Below are 21,413 nucleotides of genomic sequence, written 5' to 3'. Positions count from 1 at the left end.
CGAAATAAGCCTTGCAATTTCCGAATTTTTGCGATAACATAACTAATAAGGTAGGCGTTATGTATCGGGTTGTATATCCGTTGCATGCGCTCTTTTTTGTTTTATAATCTCGTTTTCCGCGGTCTGCTTAACTTGTCCGCAACCTTATTAATCGGCGAATGCTTCGTATGTTCATTCTGTACCGCTTCATTCGATAAATGGGTATAGCGTAGTACCATGCGTAAGTCTGCATGACCTAGTAGCATTTGCAAGTGTCTTATACTTCCGCCATCTTCTAGGAACAACGTTGCTGCCGTATGCCGTAATAAATGTGGGTGTATATTCTTCTTAATTTTCGCCTTGTCGCCATACTCGTTTAGCCGTTTTCTAAATTGATCGCGGTCTATCGGCTCGCCGTAGTTTGTAAGGAATACATACTCGCTGTTAAAATCGCCATTTGCAGCTATTAACCGTTTCACTAGTTTCGTTGTCGCCGGTCTTAGCGGTAATGTCCTCGGCTTCCGACTCTTTGCGATACTCGCCGGAATGGTGACGGTATTATGTTTCAAGTCAAAATTACGTTCTTTTAAGTTTGTCGCTTCGCTTATCCGCATCAGTCCGTCAATAAGGACGTACATAAGAGTATGATCTCGGAATCCCGCGTACATGGACCTATCCGGCGTCTTTAGTAAACGCTTTAACTCGTCTAGCGTTAACACTTCGATTTCCTCTAGCGGATTGGGCAAGTTCTTAACGCCGTTTGTCGGATTACTTGCCGTTATTTCTTCCTCGTACAGACAAGTAAACATAGTCCGCAACGTTTTTAATCGAGTGTTTATCGTACTTGGCGCCAATCCTATTTGACGTTGCTTGTCCGTCTTATACTTGTGACCTTCGAATGTTACGATCTCATTCCGCATGTATGTAATATAATCGCGGAATATAGTCCGATCTAGATTACTGAATAACGGCTCTATACCTCGTTTATCCAAATACTTGACGAAATAAGAGTAATTGTCCTGGTATTGTCCTAGTGTCCGTTCCGATCGACCTTCTGCGACTTTAATCGAATAAAACGTTTTAAATAAATCGTCTAACTTATCGTCTAATCGCATTAAAAAAGCACACCTCCTATAATCGGAATGTGTGCGACATTATCAGTTAACTATCTCGGTATATGATCGAAATTTTAAACCGCTACTTTGCGTACAAGTCAGCGCTCTTATGTCAACGCAAAAAAGCGCCAAAACGCTGTTATATCAACGTCTTGACGCGTATGTAATCCGTAGAAAGCTGTCAAGGTGGCGCTCTCCCAGCTGAGCTACGGAATCGTATTTATATGAAACTACTGACTCCTTTACTATATAGAACAGACTAAATCCTGTCAATAAAAAAGTGCTTTTCCCATCAAAACAGACCAACATCATCTTGTACCCTCTTCGTTTGACAGAAAAATTAATCCCCGAAATTGAAACCCTTTTCGTCTCCATACGCTGATTTGTATCAACTTCTATTTAATAGAATACTATCCTTCTTATATCCCGCTTATTGACGTTCGAATCCGTACACGATTAACATGTTCCGCGGGATTTTGCAGAGAGATTGACGGTTTGGAGCCAAAAAGCAGAAAAGAATAAGCCAAATAAATTTCGTTACATCTCTTTATATGAAGCTATCACTGAAAGAATCGATCCAATTGCCTGGATCCAGCCCCCAACCGTATTGATCATCTCATCATCTGCTCCCTTAAGTTCCTTTATTCCCGATATTGCCTGCATGGAGTTTCCAATAATTTGAAGTAGATTTCCATAAACGTCGTAAAGGGATTCTGTTGTAAGCTCACCACTTAATGCATCCGTTAGTGATAAACTACCACCCGCCGCTTGAATAAGATTTGATGTTAGTCTAATAATTGGACATAACAAATGGGGATTTTTATACTAAATATAATAATCTCTAGGAGTGTCTAAGATGGCCAAACGATATGATAAAGAATTTAAAGTATACGCAGTGAAACTGGTAGCCGAAGACGGTAGGAAAACAGCAGAAGTGGCAAGGGAATTAGATTTAGTCCCACAGACGCTGCAAAAATGGGTAGCTAAGTATAAGGAGGACCAAGAGGATAGTTTTGTAGGAAGTGGGAATCGAAGTCCTAAAGATCAAGCTGGATATGAAAAAGATAAACGGATTCGGGATTTGGAAGAGGAGGTAGCTATTTTAAAAAAGGCTATGGGCATCTTCGCAAAAAACCAGAGATAATTTATGTATTTATCCAAGAACACCGCCACGAATTTCGTGTAGAGAAGATGTGCCAAGTACTAGGTGTTTCCAAGAGTGGTTATTATGAGTGGAGAGATCGTCCTGTCAGCGATCGAGCCAAACGCAAACAAAAACTGACGTCCCAAATCAAACGTGTATTTATTGAATCGAAGAGAAGGTATGGAAGCCCTAAAATCACCCAGGTTTTACGTGGTGAAGGGATACCTGTTTCTCAAAAAACGGTGTCTCGTATCATGAGGGAAAATGGCTTACGTTCTAAAACGGTGAAGAAATATAAGGCGACAACGAACTCGAAGCATTCGCACCCTGTCTATCCAAATCTATTAAACCAAAATTTTCGGGTAGATAAGCCAGGACAAGTATGGGTGAGCGATATCACGTACATTTGGACCAAAGAAGGATGGCTCTACCTAGCGACCGTCATGGATTTGTTTTCCAGGCGAATTATTGGTTGGGCAATGAGTCATCGAATGACCAAAGAATTAACACTCACTGCATTAAAAAGAGCCATCAGCCAGCAAACGCCGCAAGAAGGGTTGATTCATCATTCAGATAGAGGCAGCCAATATGCAGCGAAGGAGTATCAGGCGCTTTTAAGAAAACATCATATCATCACAAGTATGAGCCGGAAAGGCAACTGTTATGATAATGCATGTATCGAGTCGTTTCATAGTGTGCTCAAGAAGGAATTAATCTTTCATGAGAATTATCAAACCAGAGAAGAAGCAAAGCGTAATATCTTCTCTTACATCATGACGTTTTATAATTTCAAGCGAATTCACTCGACCATTGGATATATGGCACCAATGGCGTATGAAAAAATGTATCTAAGGTAAGATAGCTTTATAGAAAAACGTACTAGCCTCTCTGTTAAAAGAAGGGGCGTTCTTTCCCCTTATTTTAACAGAGAGGGAAGCAAGCGGAGCGCGGTAGGAATTTAAAAAATTCACCATTTCTAGTGTCCAATTTCTTGACATAGATCCAATTTCCTTTAATACCTGGATTCCCGCGTACTCATAACGAGGTAGGCGGGGTAACATCTAGACTCCTATAAATGTCCTTTTGTTTGCTGAGAAGTTCACCAACACGCAGTTTTTTGCCGGAGGTTTCAAAGCATTCAATAACATCCAGTTGATCCAAGGCGCCCTGTAACGTATATTTTTTGAATAAATCCGTGTCCTGCATTTGCTTTTTGATATAAGAAAGATAGATAAGTGCGACAAACTCCACAAAAAGCTTCCCGTCGAGACTTTTTTCTGCTGACACCAGTGTGCGGCGCATGTTCAATCGCTCCTTCAGATTCCCAAACGCTTTTTCGACGACATCCTTATTGCGGTAAATCTCCAGCGCAGTGGTGGCGTCCATGGTTTCATTAGTCATTAGCGCAAAGAATCCAAAATAGCGTTTGGCCTTGTTGACAGCCTCGGTGTTGATAGTAACTTTTGTCCCTCGTTTCGGTGTAGTTTTTGTCTCAAAGTACTTTTGATACAGCTTTTCATGTTCCTGTTGCCTTTTCCCTGATTCCAATTCCTGACGCAGAGCGATTAGCTTGCGGTCGAACGCTTTTTCGTCCTCTGCAGCTCTGTCAATATTGTAATAAAAGTGAATGTACATACGCTTGGACTGTGTCAGGGTGTCCCCCTTATACGGACGGTGTTGCGTATAATCCCACGTTGTCCGAACCGTGCGGCCATACAACTCGTATTTCTCACTGTAGTGATCAAAAGATCGAAAATCGTCATAGATGTTATCCAATTCTTTCCGGATAAAAACAAGCGACACTTTAACGGCGACCAGGAACTTCACGTGGTTTTTCAGTAATGCGTTAATATTTTCTTTACTATAGAAGCCCCTATCCATGACCATCTTCACTTTGGAGAAACCAAGAACATCCAAATCGGCAAGCAGGTTCCCGACGGTTTTGGAATCTGGGATATTACCAGCCAGTTTGCGGTAATAAAATGGCAGGTTGGACGTTTCGCCGAAGACCAGCGCCAGATTTAGCTGAGGCAGTGGATCATTTTCTTTATTCCAGCCGTATTGTACCTGTCTCAGGAGTTCAGACTGGCTGGATATGGTGGTGGTATCATAGGCCCAAAACTCCTTTTCCGTCCGCCGTTTTCCCTGGAGTCGAAAGAACTTATTTTTTGCATCTTCGGTGATGGATGCGAACAGATCGCTACTTCGCTGGGACGTGATGTTTTCACCGTAAGGATGTTTATGTATGAGGCTCCATTTTTCAAAACGATAAAGAGGAGTGCTGTCCTCTAAGATCAGATAGTATGCAATAGAAAGAATCTGGCGATACGTATCGGGAAAACACGCTTTCAGGTCTTCCGTAATGCCGGTACTCGCACCGATCTCATCCAGGAGATACGTGGCACCGTAAAAATAACGTGCGGTTTGCACAGAGGGAACAGGATCTCCCTTTGTCACGGCAAACCCCTCTTTCTTTTTGCGCCCCCTGCCGTCTGTCGGAACAATTTCTCCAGTTTTACTGTCTACCCGTCCGATTAAGGTCCTTTTAGACCGGGATTGTTGCTTGTCCTTGTCCCAGTAAGAAATGGATTCATACGCATAAGTGATCCCTGAACGCTTATCCTTTTGAAAGACGATAGCAGCCATTTTTGCCACCTCCTCGTTATGTATATTGTAACACATAACGAGTATAGAAACAATAAAAAAGGGGCATAAAGCCCGGTATTTTCATGTTTTTAGACGATTCATCGTTATGTAATGGCGGGAATCCAGGTTAATATTCAGTTCTGCCTGTATCTCTTCACTAACTGTTACTAAAAACCCCACGATATTCGTCAAATTCCCTATCGATTGTATCTGATTTCCAAGCTTATCTAAAGAGGGATACTGTTCACTGTCTGCAACCAAAGCGTTACCTGTTGCTTGCAAAACATTCCCCCATAAATCAAGATGAGCAAGTAAATCTTGATCATTCACTAAGGACGGGGTATTTGCCACCGCGGAAACCGTTGTGCCTATTGCCTGTATCCAGGTTCCATAAAGCACTTTTAATCGATCATTCAACGCAACCTCCACCTGTTAATTGATTTATTCTATCCTATTTCATTAAAGAAGCATTGTTTCCGCTACAGACTAATGATGTAGAATTTTTTTATTTTCAGGGTTTGAAATGTCCTCGAAGAAGGATATTAAACAAAATGTCAAAAAACAGTTTAAGCAACGAGAATACATTTTCCGTTGTAAAAAGACACCAGAAGAACTAAGCAAAAGCATTACCATTAGAATATAAATCATGATAAACTTATTTAAGGGTTAGCTGATAATTTATTTCAAAAGCATTAAAGATATTCAGCATTTATTATTTGATCATTTTAATAACCTTTTTACAGAGATTTTTCATAGAATTGAGGTGTGCTACGATGCCAAGAAAGGGAACAATGATTGAGCGTAAGATTTTTAGCCGTTATTTAGACGAGGAAATGACATTAAAAATTTACCAGCCGGAAAGCTTTTCACCGCTTTATAAATATCATATTTGTATTATGCAGGATGGAAATGATTATTTTCAATTAGGCCGGGTGGCAACACTTAGTGACAGGCTTCATGAAAGTCAGGAAATAACAGATACGATTTTTGTTGGGATCCATTATAAGGATAAATTTGACCGAAAAGAAAAATATCATCCAAGCGGCAAACAGAATCAGGCATATATGAAATTTCTAGTTCAAGAAGTTGTGCCATATTTAGATGATCTCCTCCCGACATACCATATGGGACAATCACGTGCGTTAATGGGGGATTCACTTGCAGGAACACTAGCATTGATGACCGCAATTGCCTATCCCAATACGTTCAGCAATGTCATTATGCAGTCACCATATGTCGATGAAACGGTAATGAATGCGGTGAAGAACGCTAAAGATATTTTCTCACTGGATATCTATCATACAATTGGCATCGGGGAGACGGAAGTAAATACAACAGATGGTTCTAGACAGGATTTTCTTACCCCGAATCGGGAATTGAACAGACTGTTAGCTGAAAAGGATATAAGTTATCTGTACTATGAACTGGATGGTCCCCACACATGGAAGCCATGGCAGAAGGATCTAAAACGCGCGCTTGTTTCCATGTTTGACGAATAATCACACTATTACGGTTTGACTTAAACATAAGCTGCATATCGTTCACCAAAGAATTGGCAAAAATTTTTCGAAAAATTTCTTTCCATTTTATGCTGTTTTTTGTTATAATAAAGGGTAAATTATAAAATATAGGGTAAATGTATCCTCGTATTAATGGATTAAATATGAACAGGAGGTTTTTACGATGAAATACGGTATTGTTGTTTTTCCATCCAAACCTATCCAAGACGAAGTTAACTCATATCGGAAGCGTTACGACCCACATTATGCGCTAATTCCACCACATCTTACATTGAAGGAAGCATTTGAAGCTGATGATGATGAGCTGGAGACGTTAATAACCGAGCTAAAAATAATCGCAAACGAAACAGAGCCTTTCAAAATTAATATCAACAAGGTAAGTACATTTGCTCCTGTTACAAACACCATTTATTTAAAAGTTGAGCCGATTCAGGAATTGATTGATTTACACGAAAAAATGCAAAGCGGCAAATTCCCGAAAAATGAAGAATATTCCTTTGTTCCACACATTACGATTGCGCAGAAGCTGAAACACGATGAATATTCCGATATATTTGGCAGTCTGAAAATGAAATCCTTTCAAATCGAGGATACCGTTGATCGCTTCCAGTTATTGTATCAATTGGATAACGGTTCTTGGACTGTTTATGAATCTTTTGTTTTTGGGAAGGAATACGTGTGATGATCAAAAAGGCAAACAGTGATCAGGAAATACAACAGGCTTTCCAAGTGCGCACTACTGTTTTTGTTGATGAACAACACGTGCCACCAGAGGAAGAACTCGATCATTTCGACAAAGAAGCAATCCACTTTATTGTTATACAGAATGACAGCCCAATCGCCGCAAGCAGGCTTCGTTTTGCCGGTGACTATGGAAAACTGGAACGCATTTGTGTTTTAAAAGAGCAGCGTGGTAAGTCATATGGTGCACAGCTCATTCAAGCAATGGAAACGGAGACTGTGAAAAAAGGTTATCGAAAAGCAAAATTAAATGCGCAGACACATGCGGAAAATTTTTATAAACGGCTAGGTTATGAAACAGTATCAGGGGAATTCCTCGATGCCGGTATCCCGCATGTTACGATGATAAAGCAACTATAAAATGACAGCCACCATATTGGCGGCTGTCATTTTTAGTTTTTTAATGCTGTGGACAGATCAGAGAATAATTTATAAGAGATGTCTTGGGCGGGTTCTATTGTTATGCTACAGATTACTTCTGTTGTTCAGCAATTCCACAGTAGTCTCCCCTTCATTCGGATTGCCATGCAAGATATCTCCAGTCACAGAACGAAACTTCCTGTCCTAATTGTTTCCAACAATGTATATCCCCTCCACTTCCGGCAATGCTAATTTGTGAATGTGTAAAGGGGGCTTTCAAATGAGTAGTTTTATGCCAATGTTTTTGGAAACGCTTTTTGGTTTTTTTGCTTTGTTTGCTTTGACAAAGATTCTTGGTAAGACACAAATCTCACAATTAACCGCTTTTGATTTCATTGCATCACTCGTTCTCGGTGAGCTTGTCGGAAATGCCTTATTTGACCCTGACACAGGGATTAAGGATATTGCTTTTGTTGTCGTATTGTGGGGTGTGTTATTATACGCGACAGAGATTATTACACAAAAATTCAAAAGAACCCGTGCCATGCTCGAAGGCAGCCCAGCCCTCGTCATACACAAAGGAAACCTGATCAGGGAAGTAATGAAAAAGAATAAACTCGATATAAATCAGCTCCAGCATTTACTACGAGCCAAAAATGCCTTTTCATTACAGGAAGTGGAGTATGCGATATTAGAAACAGATGGCAGTCTCTCAGTAATGAAGAAAGCCGAATTTCAAACGCCTACCAAACAGGATTTGAAGGTTTCACCAGGTGATGCCCAGCTTGCAGTGACCTTAATTAATGATGGGGAAATTTTAGAGGATAATCTGTGTGAACAAGATCTCAGCGAAGAATGGTTAAACAAGGAACTAAGTAGACAGAACTTTCATTCCGTAAAAGATGTATTTTATGCCGAATATATTCCCGGAAAAAAATTGTTCCTTCTCCCCTATGTAAATAAAAATAGTAGAAGTGGTACTTGAGATGAACCAGTATAAATCAGTTGGACTTCTCCGACTAAGCGACTTAAGGATCTTATTTAACCCTCAAATATTAGCAAGCTAATCTTATCAGCAGTTCCCTCCTCACGATAAAACCAGGTCACTTTCTGTAAATGTATCCTGGTTTTATCATATGCTTACATTAAAATGCTTTCCTTTTCCTGTTAAATTTGCATATATTTTGTCCGCACCACAATGCTTTATTTGTTTTTCCTGTTCGACAAAGGTATCTATGATTGGTTGCTGTGATTTTTTGCGAGGGGGATCCTGATTTTGCAATTCCAAGATGATTTTATACGGATTTTCAATATAAAAGGGATCTTGTTTATCTTTCGTAATACGATTTTTATAATCGTGGTACTGATGTTGTGAAATTGGTAACACATAACCCATTCTAACCCCCCCTTGCTACTGTTTTTACATCAATTCGATGCCCTTAAGCTATTTATGTCCGATTTTTCAAATACCTTTACTTAACCATACCCGTTACATGATAACTTTATGCAAAAAATTTTAATTATCCTCCATTTTCTTTTCTAGTTCTTTAATTAACGATTCAAGATGGCCGATCCCTTTTAAAAAATCAGCATTCCACTTTTCCATGTCCTGTTCAATTCGCTCCATATTTTTTTCAGGATATTGGAACCACTTTTCATTCTTTTCCAAATGCTTCTCGATATCCCGCAGATGTCTTAGCCAGGGGATGTTCGATTTTTTAACCATGATATACATTCTCAACTCCTTTTAGCGAAATAAAAGACAGCTTTAACAGCTGCCTCTCATTGTAAGCAAGTAAGCATTATATCCAAGAAAATGGTCCCCGATTATCCCTGTCTTCACTTTCATCCGCATGTTCATGTTCGTTTTCTCGTTCGTCACCAGCCGCTTCAGCACTTTCATGTTGTTCATCCATACGCCGCCCACCAAAAAATGGATCATAACGGTGAGGACGTCGCGGCTCAATATGCACATTGTCAGCTTTAATTACCAGATCCTTCACATGGATGACTTTTTTCTTGTCAGACATTAAGATTCACTCCTTTTTACGTTTACTTCCTTAGAGGATGTTCAAATAGTCCGGTAAAAAAGACATGCCCCTTCAAAAGGGTAGACGTGAGTTGGGCGCAAAGCCCGTTTTTAGTCGGCCATCATTTGAAGAAGTTAGTTGCCTCGTTTATCGGCTTCTGGAAACTAAGCTGTCTCAAACTAGGTATCCAGGACGTTACGACGGCAGCCGACTTCGGTCCTTTTTATCCTCCTTTTGAACACACACTTATAAATTTGGTCGCTATTAGTCTATGTAGACATTTCACCATGGGTATGGACATTCGCCCCTTTCCTCGTAAAATTTTATCCTCTGCTATTCATTGGTTTTATGCCCACACCAACTAATGGAAGTGTCATACCCTATTAGGGACAATACGTCAATAACACATTAGGAAGGAGTAATAATTTATGGGTTGTTGTGGAAAAGAGTTTGATACAGGGAACTGTGTATGTGACATTCTAAAAGAAATAGCAGATGTACAAAATGATATTGTAGAGAACTGCTGTGATTCGAGCTGCGAAAGATCCATTAACGATTTACTGGGAGAGCAGGAAAATAATAACGATCTGGATACAGTACCTGTTCTTTTGTACTGTCAAGATGGTTGCAAACCATTTAAAGGCTTCGGCGCATTCAGGGGCGATAACAATGGTTCGTGTGACTTTGGCGAAGTTGTCGGCAGCTTCTACTTCCGTGTGAAAAAAGTCGACGACAATTGCTGTGCAGTTCTTGAGCTGCTGCGAGATCCAGCCGATGACGATTGCAATCCTGAAAATCCTGTTGATCAGGATACTTGTCATTTACGCGCTACCGGAATTTGCATCACCGTTGATGTAAACTGCTTCTGCCATGTAACATGCTTACCGGCAATTTCAGCATTTAACACTGTAGTATCACCTTCTCACAAATACTAATGCAGAACTTTTGGAGAAGAGGACATTTTATCCTCTTCTCCTTTCATTTTCAGTAAAGAACATATAAAATTTATAGCTGTATGGATTCTTTGACAGGAAGAGCCACGTCTGGCTCCAGCGCCCAGCGGCAACACCGAACCACACTAAATAGCAGGGCGAGAGCACTCTCGCCGCTAACCGAGCACTTCCGCCTTTGTGCTTACATACCAAGCATGCGAATTTCGATAATGTCTTCAATAGGTATACTGAATTTCCTTTTTCCCGTTCGAAGTAATATAACCTCATCCTCGCGTTCTATCATGATGCCACGGTATGATCGGTCCTCTGTTTTTACTTCACATTTTAGTTTAGGGATGTGGGACGGAATGTTAATAAAATAATCAATTTTTTCGGCAATGCTCATATCCTTGAATTTGGGTCTATTCTTATTTTCTTCCTCTCTGGCATCTTCAGTATCATTTCCCGGTTGTTCATGTACATCACTAGTTTCCGATTGAGTGTCAGTCAGTCTTTCACTTTCAGCCGTGGGTTGTGGATTTTGAAATTGCTCAAAGTTATTCCCTCGTGCAGACATTAAAGGGCTAAAATTGTTGTCACCCCGCTGTTTATTTGGTTTTGCTTTTTTTGGCGTCGTATAATTATGCTGCATGGGTGCCTCGGGCTTCTTTATTTTGGGTTGTTGAATGTAAAATAATGGGTCTCTGGCATATCTCTTTCTGACCATTGGACAATCTCTCCTTTTAAACTAATTATCAACTCATTATATGAGCCTATTTGCGTAAACGTGTTTAGGGAAATATCCCGGTGAGAGACTTCAATGCCCAGGAGGTGCTGTATTCTTTAAAACATGTTATTCGATATCAATAATCGCTTATAGTATGCAAAAAGAGTGATACCATTAGAATCACTCTTTTTAGCAAAACTCACAGCAAAAAACCCATGAATGCAGTTGCCAACCCAAAATAGATAAGAATGGAAATAAGATCATTGATCGTGGTAATAAATGGACCTGACGCTACGGCGGGATCAATTTTTAACCGATCCATTACCATTGGAATCAAGGCACCCGCGATTGTTGCAACGGTCAATGTCGCTAAAATGGAAATGCCGACAAGTAGCCCAAGAAAAATATCGCCTTTCCATAAATAGATCACAATCGTAATCACGACTCCACAACATGAACCGGTAATTAGTCCTGTACTGGCTTCTCGCATAATAAGTTTAAGCTTACCGGATTGACCGTATTCACCTGTTGCAATTCCTCTTACTGCAACTGCCAGAGCTTGTGTACCAGTGTTTCCGGACATCCCGGCAATTACCGGGATGAAGGCAGCCAAAATGGTTACTTTACTAAGTGTATCCTCAAACCGGCCAATCAAGCTGGCTGTTAGCATCCCTAAGAATAGTAAAATAATCAGCCAGGGCAACCGTTTTTTTGCAGAATGAATTGCACTTTCAGTAGGCCGATCTACATCAGATACTCCGGCAAGCTTGGAATAATCATCACTCGCTTCTTCATCCATAACATCCAAAATATCGTCGACCGTAATAATCCCGAGTAAATGCTGTTGAAAATCTACTACTGGAACCGCAAGAAAATCATAATCACGGATCATCTGGGCAACTTCTTCCTGGTCAAGAGCAACCGAAACGGACACAACCTTTTCACTCATCACTTCACCAATTAACGTATCTTCATCGGCAATGATAAGATCACGTAACGAAAGTACCCCAACTAAACGTTTATCTTCGTCTACCACGTATAAATAATAAATCGTTTCCGCATCCGGAGCTTCTTTTTTCAGGTCAAGCATCGCCTCTTTCGTTGTCTGTGTTTTGTAAAGGGCGATAAATTCCGTCGTCATAATACTTCCAGCAGTTTTTTCCTCATAATGGAGCAGCTGTTTAATCTCGCCGGCCGCCTCCTGATCCATGATCGTCAGGAAACTTGCAACTTTATCCTTTTCCAGTTCATTTAATATATCGACCGCATCATCGGTCGCCATGTCAGCGAAAACCATTGCGGCAAAACGCGGATCCATTTCACTAAAAAATGCTTCGGTATCTTCCAGTTCAATATTTTCCATGATCTCGGCGGTCTCTTCCGGAGATAAATACGTATAGATTTGCATCCGCAATTCTTTTGGCTGATCCATAAAAAATTTCCCCTGATCATACGGATGCATGTCCAAAAATTCTTCACGAAACAGATCAATTTGTTCATTTTCCAAGACCGTTGTCAAATTCCCCCATTGGCCTTCAATTTCGTTACGATTATCCATATGTATCACTTCCTTTCCGCCTATACTATATCATTATTCCCCAGGCTTTCAACTGTCATAAACACCGTTTATTATTTCACTTTTCAAAATTTGATAAGAATGCTTAAAAAAATCATGGTTTTCGTGTAAACTGTCTTAAGGAGCTTTATTTAAACAAATAAGGAAAAACAGAAAGCAAGGTATCCGAATGAACAGTCTATCGAACCGACTAAATATTGATTATACATTAATTTTCATTATCATCCTACTGGGGTGTGTAAGTTTATTTACCATATATACTATTGTGCCGTCCTTACCTGCAAGCTATGAGGGATCCAACTTTGTATTAAAACAATTTGCCTGGTATATTTGTGGTGGCGTTTTAGCAACATTTATTATGTTAATCGACTATGATCGATTTAAACAAATCACTTGGATATTATATGGGATTGGCATTGTATCGTTACTAATGTTAAAATTGCACTTTCCAGCACCACTTATTCATGAAGCAAACAACGCTACCAGTTGGTTTAAATTTCCGGGTATCGGCACCGTTCAACCGTCCGAATTTATGAAGATATTCCTTGTATTGACGCTTTCCCTTGTCACATCACAACATAATGAGAAGTATAAAGCAAGAACCATTAAAAGTGATTTGGGTCTGTTGCTAAAGATAGGGGCAATTGCTGTGCCACCCATGTTGTTAATAGCTACGGAGCCTGACTTAGGCGGCTTCCTGGTTTTGGCATTCATTACTGCAAGTATTGTGCTTGTATCTGGAATTAGCTGGCGTATCATCTTTTCGATCGTTTTCATTGTGCTTGGCGTTGTAGCTGCTGGTGTTGCTACATGGTACTTCTTCCCTGGTCCAATTGCTGACTTTCTTGAAGACTCGGTTTTTGGCCATGTATCAAGTCGGATATATGGATGGCTTGATCCGGAACAATATCCCGACTCTGGATACCAACTAATCTTAGCGATGCTTGCAATTGGATCTGGTCAGTTATTTGGTAAAGGAATAAGCAATATGGAAGTCTATGTTCCAGAGCGGCACACAGACATGATTTTCACAGCTATTTCTGAGCAATTTGGTTTTATCGGAGCAAGCCTTGTTGTTGCCCTATTCTTTATCTTGATTTATCGTTTAATTCATATCGCCTTATTAAGTAATGATAATTATGGCAGCTATCTTGTCACGGGAATGATCGGGATGTTTGGCTATCAAATTTTCCAAAATATTGGTATGTCCATCCAATTGCTTCCGGTTACTGGTTTACCTTTACCATTTCTAAGCTATGGTGGTAGTTCAACACTGGCCTACATAATGGCCATCGGTATTGTGCTTAATGTCCACTCACGGACGAGGAAGTATATGTTTGAATGATTATTCTCCAGCCACGCTGTTCTTTAAGAAATCGGCTACTTGGCCGATTTCTTTTATTTTTTCTCTTGCCCGATCGACCTGTTTCAAAATTTCTTTTTCCCGTATACTAAAACTATTCATATCAAGATAAAGGTGGGTAACTATGAAAATCGATGTTATCGGTGATGTGCATGGATGTTTGAATGAATTGCACACATTGTTTAATAAGTTAGGTTACGAAAAGCAAGATGATAGTTTTATCCATCCGGACGGGAGATTACCTGTTTTTGTCGGCGATATTACTGATCGAGGGCCACACTCGATGGATGTTATCCGGCTGGTATGTGGCATGGTTCTCGACCAAAATCGAGCAAGATATGTACCAGGAAACCATTGTAACAAGCTGTACCGGTATTTTTCAGGGAATAATGTCATGCTGAAGCATGGACTTGAGACAACGGCCGCGGAGTTTCAGGTGCTGAATGCGAAAGCACAGTCCAGCATAAAAAAGCAATTCATGACGCTCTATGAAAACGCGCCACTCTATTTGGAAATCCCCGAAGCAAATGCAATTGTTGCCCATGCAGGGATTAAGGAATCCTATATTGGGCGCTACGGGAAGAAAGTAAAAACGTTCGTTCTTTACGGCGATATTTCCGGTGAATATTATCCGGATGGGCGGCCAATCAGGAGAGACTGGGCGAGGCATTATCATGGAGATCGGTGGATTGTGTACGGACACACGCCCGTAATGGAACCGCGACTCGTTAACAAAACAGTCAATATTGATACGGGCTGTGTGTTCGGCAACGCGTTAACCGCTTTTCGCCTGCCAGAGGAAGAAACCGTAACAGTCCCATCCAGTCAGCCATTCATCGCCGAAAAATTTACACATTTTGATTAATCAGCCTGTTCATATCTTCCGGAATTGCCGAGTTGAACCGCATTACTTCCCTTGTAAATGGATGTTCAAACTCGATCTGGTAACAATGTAATGCCTGCCGTTCGATAACGTTGGAAGTACCCCCATACAGATCATCTCCGACAAGCGGGTGACCGATATGGGAAAAATGAACCCGGATTTGGTGGGTTCTTCCTGTTTCGAGATTAACATCAACAAGTGAGTGTGCAGCTGTCTCCTGGATAACATGATAATGGGTAATTGCCTGTTTCCCCGTTTCCGTGACCGTCCGTTCAATAATGGATCCCTGTTTCCTGCCGATCGGTTTATTGATCGTACCCTGATTCATTGGCAGCGTTCCTTCGACAATTGCCTGATAATGCCGTTTCACTTTCCCTTCCCTTTGCAATCGGGAAAGCAGTGAATGGCTGTAGCGGTGTTTAGCAATTAGCAAAAGCCCGGACGTATCCCGGTCAAGTCGTGTTACAACATGGACTGTAAAAGGGATTCGCTGCTGCTTGTAATAGGCCAAAACACCATTGGCGATGGTACCGGATGGCTGGTTCATCGATGGAATGGTCGCGATTCCAGCAGGCTTGTCAATAACTAAAACCCCATCATCCTCATAGACAACGGAAAGTGGCATTGTTTCCGGGTACATGCAGGTTCCGATTGTTTCTGGCGGGAGCTTTAATTCAAGCTGGTCACCTGTACCTAACGAAAACCGAACAGATTGCGCCTTACCATTTACACGTATTTCTCCTCCAGCAAATTTTACCTCCTTCAAAATCCGCCGGGAAACTCCTTGTACCTGCTGTAAATAATCACGGACCAGCATCCCGTTATATTCGTTCGTAATTGTCCACTTCACCCTTGTCACCTGCTGCTTTCTCTCTGTTTGTTCCACACTTTTAGTATCAAGCACGGCCTTGATCTGTTATTTCTTCTTATCCTCGTCCGTAACAAAGGAATCTCGCACCCGATTCCAAAACGGAAATGGCCGGAATCTGGCAAACCGTACTCTCTCTTTTGCGACACGGCACTGAATTGATTTCACATTTGTATACGTTTCGGTAAAGTGATCTATTGTAATAAGAAAGCTGCGATCGACAATTGGTTTTAGCAAGCATGTATGATGCTTTGGTAAAATTAATGGAGAACCAATTGTCCGGAAAACACGGTTATTAATCGATGCCATCTCCGTCAGCTGAATGGCTTCCAGTGACGGATGAATAATTCCGCCACCCAATGCCTTGTTGTATGCTGTGCTTCCCGACGGGGTGGATACACATAATCCATCCCCGCGAAACGTTTCAAAATGCTCGCCCTTAATTTCCACATCAAAAACGACCGAACCATCAGCTGTTTTGATTGTTGCTTCATTTAGCGCAAGGAATCGGTCTTCTGATGCCCCGCTTTTTGCCCGGATAATCACTTCCAGCAGCGGATATTCGACGACCTGGAATGGTGTTTTGGCAATTTCAATAATTAGCTTTTCCACTTCATTTGGGACCCAGTCAGCGTAAAAACCCAAATGCCCTGTGTGGATTCCGATAAATGCGGTAGAATCGGTTCGATGTACATAGCGATGAAATGCCTCAAGCAATGTGCCGTCACCACCAACTGAGATGACCAGATCGGGCTCTTTCTTATCATAAACTAAATCAAAATCGGTTAAATATTGCTTGATTGTTGCTTTGATGCTATTTGAACGTTCGTCCCCTTTTGATACGATAGAAAATTTCATGTGCAGTCATCCCTTTCCATTCCTAATTCCTTTTAACCTAGCTACTATTATTTACGGTGAAAGATCCGCTGCGCTTCCTGAACCTCATTTTTAATTTTCGACATTTCTTCATCCAGCTTAAACGCAGCCTCGGCGGCCCGTTTAAGTCTTGCTTTGATATCAGACGGAATTCTGCCTGCATACTTGTAATTCAATGAATGTTCATTTGTTGCCCAAAAATTCATGGCCAGGGTGCGGATTTGAATTTCCGCCAATACGATTTTTTCTCCGTGGATCGTTTCAACCGGATATTCAATAATCATATGAAACGAACGGTAGCCGCTGTCTTTTTTATGGGAAATGTAGTCCTTTTCTTCGATAATCGTTAAATCATTCCTTGATCTGATCATTTTTACGATCGTATAGATATCATCGACAAATTGGCAGACAACCCGTACCCCGGCAATATCCTGCATTTCGCGTTCAATGTTTTCAAGCTTTATCTGTTTCCGTTTTGCTTTTTCTAAAATGCTTGGAATCGGCTTCACTCTGCCACTTATAATTTCAATCGGTGAATGCCGTTTTTCATGTTCGAATTGTGCCCGCATCCCTTTTAATTTTACCTTTAATTCTTCAACAACCTGAGCATAAGGCGCAAGTATGGCTTCCCAATTCATCTGATGCACCACCCGTTATCTTTCAAAATTATAGCCCTTTATATTTTAACATATCAGCAGGCAATAGCTAATTTTTGCATATTTGGGTATGTGTCAAGTTTTTCTCGACGTTGCTTTCATACCAATATTTCAGGCGCTCCCATTTTGTACACCTTGTTCGGCTACCGCGCTGTCGCTTGCTGGCCTCATTTTTGACAGAACGGTCTTAAAAACCAAAGACCGTTCCATCAAAAACGAGGTTTATTGTAATATTTTAAATAAGTTACCTATGGCTGTTGAATGAGCCGCATATAAAGCGACAGAACCTTGTTTTACACCAATAGATGGTTGTGTTGGCTGACGTAATAATTGGGCCACTCTGACAGCTTTTTTTACATCCCGTTGTTTCCTGGTACTCCGTTCATTGCATTTCAGATAAGCGTTACGCAATGTATTATTCAACATGCCTTGTTTGATTTTCACCATTGCCTCCGCACCATCATTACTCCAATGCATTCCACGCTTTTTCATACGAAAAGACACATGCCGCTGGTTGGATTCCATAGCACCGAGTTTCCTGGCATCTCTAGGGCTGTCTGTTACAATATCCCGCCAGTCGTAAATGCGTTCCCAATTGTTGAGAATGTAACTGCGAAAGACGTTGATTTTCTCCATCTGCTTATCGTCTTCCAATGTGCTTTCGTATGTATCTAATTGAAGCTTGAATGCTTCTAAATCATGTTCCTTCAGTGCCTTTCTTCCTGCATCTTTATAGGCATTTCCTGCACTGCCAAATGCACGGTTAAATCCTTGTGAGATATGATAGTCATCCAGTTGGTTTAAAATCGGTTTATTCGATTGGGAAAAAGCAGCTTGAAACCTTTCAACTGTATAACCCGGGCCACCGTCACTGTTAGTAACAACCTGTGCGTCTTCCAGTGTATATCGGCTGGATGCCATCGCCTGCGTTTCATCCCAAAATGCATCTGTAGATTGCGTTGTCATAATTACTGTCGGTTCCTTAAGGGATACACGTTTCCCGTTTTTCTCCCATCCTTCATACATGATCGCATGGTGCACTTCCATACTCTGTTTTTTTTGGAGTCCGCGGACAAAAACACCATCTGCCTCCGCATAAAAGAAATCAACCTTTTTTCCTTCTGGCAGGGACGCTGCTTCATCCAACTCTTTCACCATCTCTTGATCCATCTCTGCCTGGGCTTTACCCACAGTCTTTACCATATTTCCTACCGTTTGGTGACTTAAGCTTACAGGTGTCCATTCCTTGAGAGTACGGGCCACTTGCCGGTAAGTACTTTCACTCGCCATTTCGGCTACTTTCAGTTCCACCAATGGACTGTATCGTTGCCTATCCCGCAGACCAATCCACTCATCCAATGGATAGACTGCCTTTCCTTTTTTATCCCTCATCAACGTATGATCAAAGGTAACCGTCCCAAACATAAATTGTACACTTCTTGAATCTGTGGTTTCCACTTTCCAGTCATCTGCACGTCTTTGTGCTACAATGACTTGATTTAATTCACTGAACATGCGCCCCATCAAAGAGGAAAAGAAGTTATACATTAAAATTTGAGCTCTTTCTTCAAACTCCACCAGATTCGTTGTATTCTTTATTAATTCATACAGCTTTGATATAATATGATCCATGAGAAGGCCTCTTTCTAAAATGTATTATGCCGTGCAAAGCATACATTTTAATGATAGAGCGCCTTCTCTTTTTTGGCTATCAAAAAGTACCGCAATTACTACCGAGTATAATTTTACACATACATATTTGGCGAACATCCGCGATAATCAATAGTAACCGATCTTGAAACGATGGAGGTTTTCATGATGCAGGAAATTGAAATCGAATATAAGAACCTGTTGACTGAGCATGAGTTCAATCGGCTTTTACGCCAATACTTCTTTCCCAAAGAAGCCGTAACACAAACAAATTATTACTTTGAAACAAAAGACTCTTTATTAAAAGAAAATGGCTGTGCATTACGAGTTCGTGAAAAAAACGGCAGCTTTATTCTTACTTTAAAAGAACCGCACCCAACAGGACTTTTGGAAACACATGATGCTTTAACGGAACAGGAAGTTCAGGACTTTCTAAATGGGAAATTTATCGAAAAAGCCAATGTCACCAATCGATTAAACACTATGCATATCCCCATTCAATCTTTAGTATACTATGGTAAATTAACTACTGAAAGACGGGAAACAATATACAAAAATGCTTTACTCGTGCTTGACCACAGTATGTACAATGAAACAGCGGATTACGAATTGGAGGTTGAAGCACCATCTGAACAAATTGGAATGCAGGTTTTCATGGCCGTGTTAGAGCAAAATACGATTGAGAGACGGGACACACCGAACAAAATCGAACGCTTTTTTGCAACGTTATAAATTTTTGGTAGATATTCCAGAAAGCGTTTACAAACAGATTAATTGCCCATTTACGGTTAACGTTGCTACAATATAGCTATCATTGCAACAGGAAAGTGAGAAACTCATGGAGCAAACCGGAACCATATTTGAAGCTATCGGCGGCTTCGATACAATAGATCGATTAGTAACAGCCTTTTATAAACGCGTTGGGAAGCATCCAAAATTAGTACCAATTTTCCCGGAGGATCTAACCGAAACAGCTAGAAAGCAACGATTGTTTCTTACACAATTTTTCGGTGGACCGAAACTTTATTCCGAAGAACGTGGCAATCCTATGATGAGGCGGCGTCATTTACCATTTGCAATAACACCATCACGGAAAGATGCATGGCTGGAATGCATGCACGCTGCACTGGAGGAAGCGGAAATTGCCGAACCATATCGGACAGCGATTTTTGAGAAATTAACCATGACGGCACACCATATGATGAACACACCGGAATAACAGAAAGGAGAATCGATGTGAGTTGGGAACATGCTGGGCTGCCAAGCTCGAACAAGACTAACACATCGGCTGGGTACAGATTATCTGACTATGTACAAAAACCTATTGAGATCTACGTTTTTATTGATCCACTATGTCCTGAATGCTGGTCACTTGAACCGTATTTGAAAAAGCTGGCGATCGAATATGGCGACTATTTCACAATCAGGCCAATCGTTAGCGGTCACTTGAACAATTTAAATAAAGATATTTTTGATAAGCCAAAAAAACTGAAAGACATTTGGGAAAAAACAGCAAGCCGGACCGGCATGAGCTGTGACGGGGATTTATGGATGGAAAATCCAATTTCGTCCCCAGCGATTGCTTCCCTTGCGATCAAAGCAGCCGAGCTCCAGGGTAAAAAAGCTGGACGGATATTTTTACGTAAGGTACAAGAGAACTTATTTTTAATGAAACGAAACATTTCTGATGAGGATGTATTGCTTACATGTGCCAAGGAAGCAAACCTGGATCTGGATGAATTCAAAAATGATTTGTACTCATCGTCTGCAAAAAAAGCGTTCCAGGGTGATCTAAAGTTAACACAAGAAATGCAAGTTGATTACATTCCGACAATCGTCTTCTTCAATCAAGTTATCGAACAGCATGGCATCAAAATCTCTGGCCTCTATCCATATGACATCTATGTACGTGTATTAAAACAAATGCTGCAAAAAGACCCGCAACCTGCTGAAAAACCACCCTTGGAAGAGTTCTTGGCTGATTTTGAGGTGGTAGGAAATAAGGAAGTCTCCGTTGTATATGACTGGACAATCGAAAAAGCTGACAAGGAAATGAAAAAACTGCAATTAAAACGGACGGTCGAAAAAATCCCCGCCAAGTTTGGAGCATTTTGGCGGTATATAAAGAAATAAGAACCCTCTATTTGGAGGGTTTTTGAATGGAAAAAAGGCAAGGTTGCCATACCCTTGCCTTTTTAACTTCCTATTAATCGTATACTGGTATTTTCCCATATGGACTTACCGTGACGCCACATTTGCTATTCCCTCCTTCTGTTAAAAATACCTTGTAAGATTATCTGCCAATCTCGTTGTTTGAAATTACGAAAACCGCTAAATTATTACTAAC

General features: G+C 40.8%; 24 protein-coding genes. 11 read left to right on the top strand and 13 right to left on the bottom strand.

The window, feature by feature from the left end; translation table 11 throughout:
- Positions 1 to 101 precede the first annotated feature (101 nt).
- A complete protein-coding gene (locus tag CZ382_RS03245) occupies positions 102 to 1,094 on the bottom strand; it encodes a tyrosine-type recombinase/integrase (RefSeq protein ID WP_088049797.1) in 993 nt (330 codons plus the stop codon).
- A gap of 537 nt (positions 1,095 to 1,631) precedes the next feature.
- On the bottom strand, positions 1,632 to 1,904 hold the full coding sequence (locus CZ382_RS03240) for a DUF6944 family repetitive protein (protein WP_088049796.1): 273 nt from the start codon (positions 1,902 to 1,904) through the stop codon (positions 1,632 to 1,634).
- Positions 1,905 to 1,950: 46 nt separating this feature from the next.
- Here CZ382_RS03240 and CZ382_RS03235 point away from each other — a divergent pair.
- Positions 1,951 to 3,095 (top strand): IS3 family transposase gene (locus tag CZ382_RS03235; RefSeq protein WP_200809510.1). Its coding sequence is split into 2 segments (ribosomal slippage): positions 1,951 to 2,209 and positions 2,209 to 3,095, totalling 1,146 coding nucleotides; the frame shifts between segments, so codons are not numbered across the junction.
- 178 nt (positions 3,096 to 3,273) lie between these two features.
- On the opposite strand, the gene CZ382_RS03230 is transcribed toward CZ382_RS03235, so the two are convergent.
- Together CZ382_RS03230 and CZ382_RS03225 are read right to left on the bottom strand one after the other, a co-directional pair.
- On the bottom strand, positions 3,274 to 4,884 hold the full coding sequence (locus CZ382_RS03230) for an IS1634 family transposase (RefSeq protein ID WP_088049795.1): 1,611 nt from the start codon (positions 4,882 to 4,884) through the stop codon (positions 3,274 to 3,276).
- 81 nt (positions 4,885 to 4,965) lie between these two features.
- Entirely contained in the window at positions 4,966 to 5,301 is a 336-nt protein-coding gene (locus tag CZ382_RS03225; RefSeq protein ID WP_088049794.1) for a DUF6944 family repetitive protein, read from the bottom strand.
- Positions 5,302 to 5,657: 356 nt separating this feature from the next.
- On the opposite strand from CZ382_RS03225, the gene CZ382_RS03220 reads away from it, so the two are divergent.
- From CZ382_RS03220 to CZ382_RS03205, 4 genes are all read left to right on the top strand, one after another.
- Positions 5,658 to 6,383, top strand: a complete 726-nt coding sequence (locus CZ382_RS03220) for an alpha/beta hydrolase (RefSeq protein WP_088049793.1) — start codon at positions 5,658 to 5,660, stop codon at positions 6,381 to 6,383.
- Between the two features lie 184 nt (positions 6,384 to 6,567).
- Positions 6,568 to 7,086, top strand: a complete 519-nt coding sequence (locus tag CZ382_RS03215) for a YjcG family protein (RefSeq protein ID WP_088049792.1) — start codon at positions 6,568 to 6,570, stop codon at positions 7,084 to 7,086.
- On the top strand, positions 7,086 to 7,505 hold the full coding sequence (locus tag CZ382_RS03210; RefSeq protein WP_088049791.1) for a GNAT family N-acetyltransferase: 420 nt from the start codon (positions 7,086 to 7,088) through the stop codon (positions 7,503 to 7,505). Before CZ382_RS03215 ends, CZ382_RS03210 begins: the two co-directional genes overlap by 1 nt.
- 280 nt (positions 7,506 to 7,785) lie before the next feature.
- Complete coding sequence (locus tag CZ382_RS03205) at positions 7,786 to 8,490, top strand: DUF421 domain-containing protein (RefSeq protein ID WP_088049790.1); 705 nt, start codon at positions 7,786 to 7,788, stop codon at positions 8,488 to 8,490.
- A 147-nt stretch (positions 8,491 to 8,637) separates the two neighbouring features.
- Here CZ382_RS03205 and CZ382_RS03200 read toward each other — a convergent pair whose 3' ends face one another.
- The 3 genes from CZ382_RS03200 to CZ382_RS03190 form a co-directional block, all read right to left on the bottom strand.
- Complete coding sequence (locus tag CZ382_RS03200) at positions 8,638 to 8,901, bottom strand: hypothetical protein (RefSeq protein ID WP_088049789.1); 264 nt, start codon at positions 8,899 to 8,901, stop codon at positions 8,638 to 8,640.
- A gap of 120 nt (positions 8,902 to 9,021) precedes the next feature.
- Entirely contained in the window at positions 9,022 to 9,240 is a 219-nt protein-coding gene (locus tag CZ382_RS03195) for a hypothetical protein (protein WP_235000380.1), read from the bottom strand.
- A 67-nt stretch (positions 9,241 to 9,307) separates the two neighbouring features.
- Entirely contained in the window at positions 9,308 to 9,535 is a 228-nt protein-coding gene (locus CZ382_RS03190; RefSeq protein ID WP_088049788.1) for a hypothetical protein, read from the bottom strand.
- 428 nt (positions 9,536 to 9,963) lie between these two features.
- Between CZ382_RS03190 and CZ382_RS03185 the strand changes: the two genes are divergently transcribed.
- A complete protein-coding gene (locus CZ382_RS03185) occupies positions 9,964 to 10,470 on the top strand; it encodes a CotY/CotZ family spore coat protein (protein ID WP_088049787.1) in 507 nt (168 codons plus the stop codon).
- 199 nt (positions 10,471 to 10,669) lie between these two features.
- Here CZ382_RS03185 and CZ382_RS03180 read toward each other — a convergent pair whose 3' ends face one another.
- On the bottom strand, positions 10,670 to 11,194 hold the full coding sequence (locus CZ382_RS03180) for a CotO family spore coat protein (protein ID WP_088049786.1): 525 nt from the start codon (positions 11,192 to 11,194) through the stop codon (positions 10,670 to 10,672).
- A 199-nt stretch (positions 11,195 to 11,393) separates the two neighbouring features.
- Positions 11,394 to 12,752: a magnesium transporter gene (gene mgtE, locus CZ382_RS03175; RefSeq protein ID WP_188724954.1), complete on the bottom strand. Its 1,359-nt coding sequence runs from the start codon at positions 12,750 to 12,752 to the stop codon at positions 11,394 to 11,396.
- A 187-nt stretch (positions 12,753 to 12,939) separates the two neighbouring features.
- On the opposite strand from mgtE, the gene CZ382_RS03170 reads away from it, so the two are divergent.
- Positions 12,940 to 14,115: an FtsW/RodA/SpoVE family cell cycle protein gene (locus tag CZ382_RS03170; protein WP_088049784.1), complete on the top strand. Its 1,176-nt coding sequence runs from the start codon at positions 12,940 to 12,942 to the stop codon at positions 14,113 to 14,115.
- Between the two features lie 142 nt (positions 14,116 to 14,257).
- Positions 14,258 to 14,998 carry a bis(5'-nucleosyl)-tetraphosphatase PrpE gene (prpE, locus tag CZ382_RS03165; protein ID WP_088049783.1) on the top strand — a complete coding sequence of 247 codons (741 nt, stop codon included), beginning with the start codon at positions 14,258 to 14,260 and terminating at the stop codon, positions 14,996 to 14,998.
- On the opposite strand, the gene CZ382_RS03160 is transcribed toward prpE, so the two are convergent.
- The 4 genes from CZ382_RS03160 to CZ382_RS03145 all read right to left on the bottom strand — a co-directional run bounded on the left by CZ382_RS03160 (position 14,982) and on the right by CZ382_RS03145 (position 19,048).
- A complete protein-coding gene (locus CZ382_RS03160; RefSeq protein WP_235000404.1) occupies positions 14,982 to 15,875 on the bottom strand; it encodes an RluA family pseudouridine synthase in 894 nt (297 codons plus the stop codon). The two genes, prpE and CZ382_RS03160, sit on opposite strands and share 17 nt — an antisense overlap.
- A 57-nt stretch (positions 15,876 to 15,932) precedes the next feature.
- Positions 15,933 to 16,742, bottom strand: coding sequence for an NAD kinase (locus CZ382_RS03155; RefSeq protein ID WP_088049782.1), 810 nt, complete (start codon positions 16,740 to 16,742; stop codon positions 15,933 to 15,935).
- A gap of 47 nt (positions 16,743 to 16,789) precedes the next feature.
- A complete protein-coding gene (locus CZ382_RS03150) occupies positions 16,790 to 17,398 on the bottom strand; it encodes a GTP pyrophosphokinase (RefSeq protein ID WP_088049781.1) in 609 nt (202 codons plus the stop codon).
- 240 nt (positions 17,399 to 17,638) lie between these two features.
- The gene (locus CZ382_RS03145; RefSeq protein WP_088049780.1) at positions 17,639 to 19,048 is read right to left on the bottom strand and encodes an ISLre2 family transposase; all 1,410 of its coding nucleotides are present in this window, start codon (positions 19,046 to 19,048) and stop codon (positions 17,639 to 17,641) included.
- Between the two features lie 183 nt (positions 19,049 to 19,231).
- Between CZ382_RS03145 and CZ382_RS03140 the strand changes: the two genes are divergently transcribed.
- From CZ382_RS03140 to CZ382_RS03130, 3 genes are all read left to right on the top strand, one after another.
- Positions 19,232 to 19,798 carry a CYTH domain-containing protein gene (locus CZ382_RS03140; protein WP_088049779.1) on the top strand — a complete coding sequence of 189 codons (567 nt, stop codon included), beginning with the start codon at positions 19,232 to 19,234 and terminating at the stop codon, positions 19,796 to 19,798.
- 106 nt (positions 19,799 to 19,904) lie between these two features.
- Positions 19,905 to 20,285: a globin domain-containing protein gene (locus tag CZ382_RS03135; protein WP_088049778.1), complete on the top strand. Its 381-nt coding sequence runs from the start codon at positions 19,905 to 19,907 to the stop codon at positions 20,283 to 20,285.
- Between the two features lie 17 nt (positions 20,286 to 20,302).
- The gene (locus tag CZ382_RS03130; protein WP_088049777.1) at positions 20,303 to 21,199 is read left to right on the top strand and encodes a ClpXP adapter SpxH family protein; all 897 of its coding nucleotides are present in this window, start codon (positions 20,303 to 20,305) and stop codon (positions 21,197 to 21,199) included.
- Positions 21,200 to 21,413 lie beyond the last annotated feature (214 nt).

Origin of the sequence: Virgibacillus dakarensis (assembly GCF_900155625.1) — a bacterium.
Classification (GTDB): Bacteria; Bacillota; Bacilli; order Bacillales; family Amphibacillaceae; genus Lentibacillus_C; species Lentibacillus_C populi.
Note: the sequence above shows the minus strand (reverse complement) of the source record. Positions and strands in the feature narration are given on the sequence as shown.

Excerpts from the sequence above, each read along its gene's own strand:
- CZ382_RS03245 (WP_088049797.1), bottom strand. The coding sequence starts at position 1,094 with ATGCGATTAGACGATAAGTTAGACGATTTATTTAAAACGTTTTATTCG.
- CZ382_RS03230 (WP_088049795.1), bottom strand. The coding sequence starts at position 4,884 with ATGGCTGCTATCGTCTTTCAAAAGGATAAGCGTTCAGGGATCACTTAT.
- CZ382_RS03220 (WP_088049793.1), top strand. The coding sequence starts at position 5,658 with ATGCCAAGAAAGGGAACAATGATTGAGCGTAAGATTTTTAGCCGTTAT.
- CZ382_RS03215 (WP_088049792.1), top strand. The coding sequence starts at position 6,568 with ATGAAATACGGTATTGTTGTTTTTCCATCCAAACCTATCCAAGACGAA.
- CZ382_RS03210 (WP_088049791.1), top strand. The coding sequence starts at position 7,086 with ATGATCAAAAAGGCAAACAGTGATCAGGAAATACAACAGGCTTTCCAA.
- CZ382_RS03205 (WP_088049790.1), top strand. The coding sequence starts at position 7,786 with ATGAGTAGTTTTATGCCAATGTTTTTGGAAACGCTTTTTGGTTTTTTT.
- CZ382_RS03200 (WP_088049789.1), bottom strand. The coding sequence starts at position 8,901 with ATGGGTTATGTGTTACCAATTTCACAACATCAGTACCACGATTATAAA.
- CZ382_RS03195 (WP_235000380.1), bottom strand. The coding sequence starts at position 9,240 with ATGTATATCATGGTTAAAAAATCGAACATCCCCTGGCTAAGACATCTG.
- CZ382_RS03190 (WP_088049788.1), bottom strand. The coding sequence starts at position 9,535 with ATGTCTGACAAGAAAAAAGTCATCCATGTGAAGGATCTGGTAATTAAA.
- CZ382_RS03185 (WP_088049787.1), top strand. The coding sequence starts at position 9,964 with ATGGGTTGTTGTGGAAAAGAGTTTGATACAGGGAACTGTGTATGTGAC.
- CZ382_RS03180 (WP_088049786.1), bottom strand. The coding sequence starts at position 11,194 with ATGGTCAGAAAGAGATATGCCAGAGACCCATTATTTTACATTCAACAA.
- mgtE (WP_188724954.1), bottom strand. The coding sequence starts at position 12,752 with ATGGATAATCGTAACGAAATTGAAGGCCAATGGGGGAATTTGACAACG.
- CZ382_RS03170 (WP_088049784.1), top strand. The coding sequence starts at position 12,940 with ATGAACAGTCTATCGAACCGACTAAATATTGATTATACATTAATTTTC.
- prpE (WP_088049783.1), top strand. The coding sequence starts at position 14,258 with ATGAAAATCGATGTTATCGGTGATGTGCATGGATGTTTGAATGAATTG.
- CZ382_RS03155 (WP_088049782.1), bottom strand. The coding sequence starts at position 16,742 with ATGAAATTTTCTATCGTATCAAAAGGGGACGAACGTTCAAATAGCATC.
- CZ382_RS03150 (WP_088049781.1), bottom strand. The coding sequence starts at position 17,398 with ATGAATTGGGAAGCCATACTTGCGCCTTATGCTCAGGTTGTTGAAGAA.
- CZ382_RS03145 (WP_088049780.1), bottom strand. The coding sequence starts at position 19,048 with ATGGATCATATTATATCAAAGCTGTATGAATTAATAAAGAATACAACG.
- CZ382_RS03140 (WP_088049779.1), top strand. The coding sequence starts at position 19,232 with ATGATGCAGGAAATTGAAATCGAATATAAGAACCTGTTGACTGAGCAT.
- CZ382_RS03135 (WP_088049778.1), top strand. The coding sequence starts at position 19,905 with ATGGAGCAAACCGGAACCATATTTGAAGCTATCGGCGGCTTCGATACA.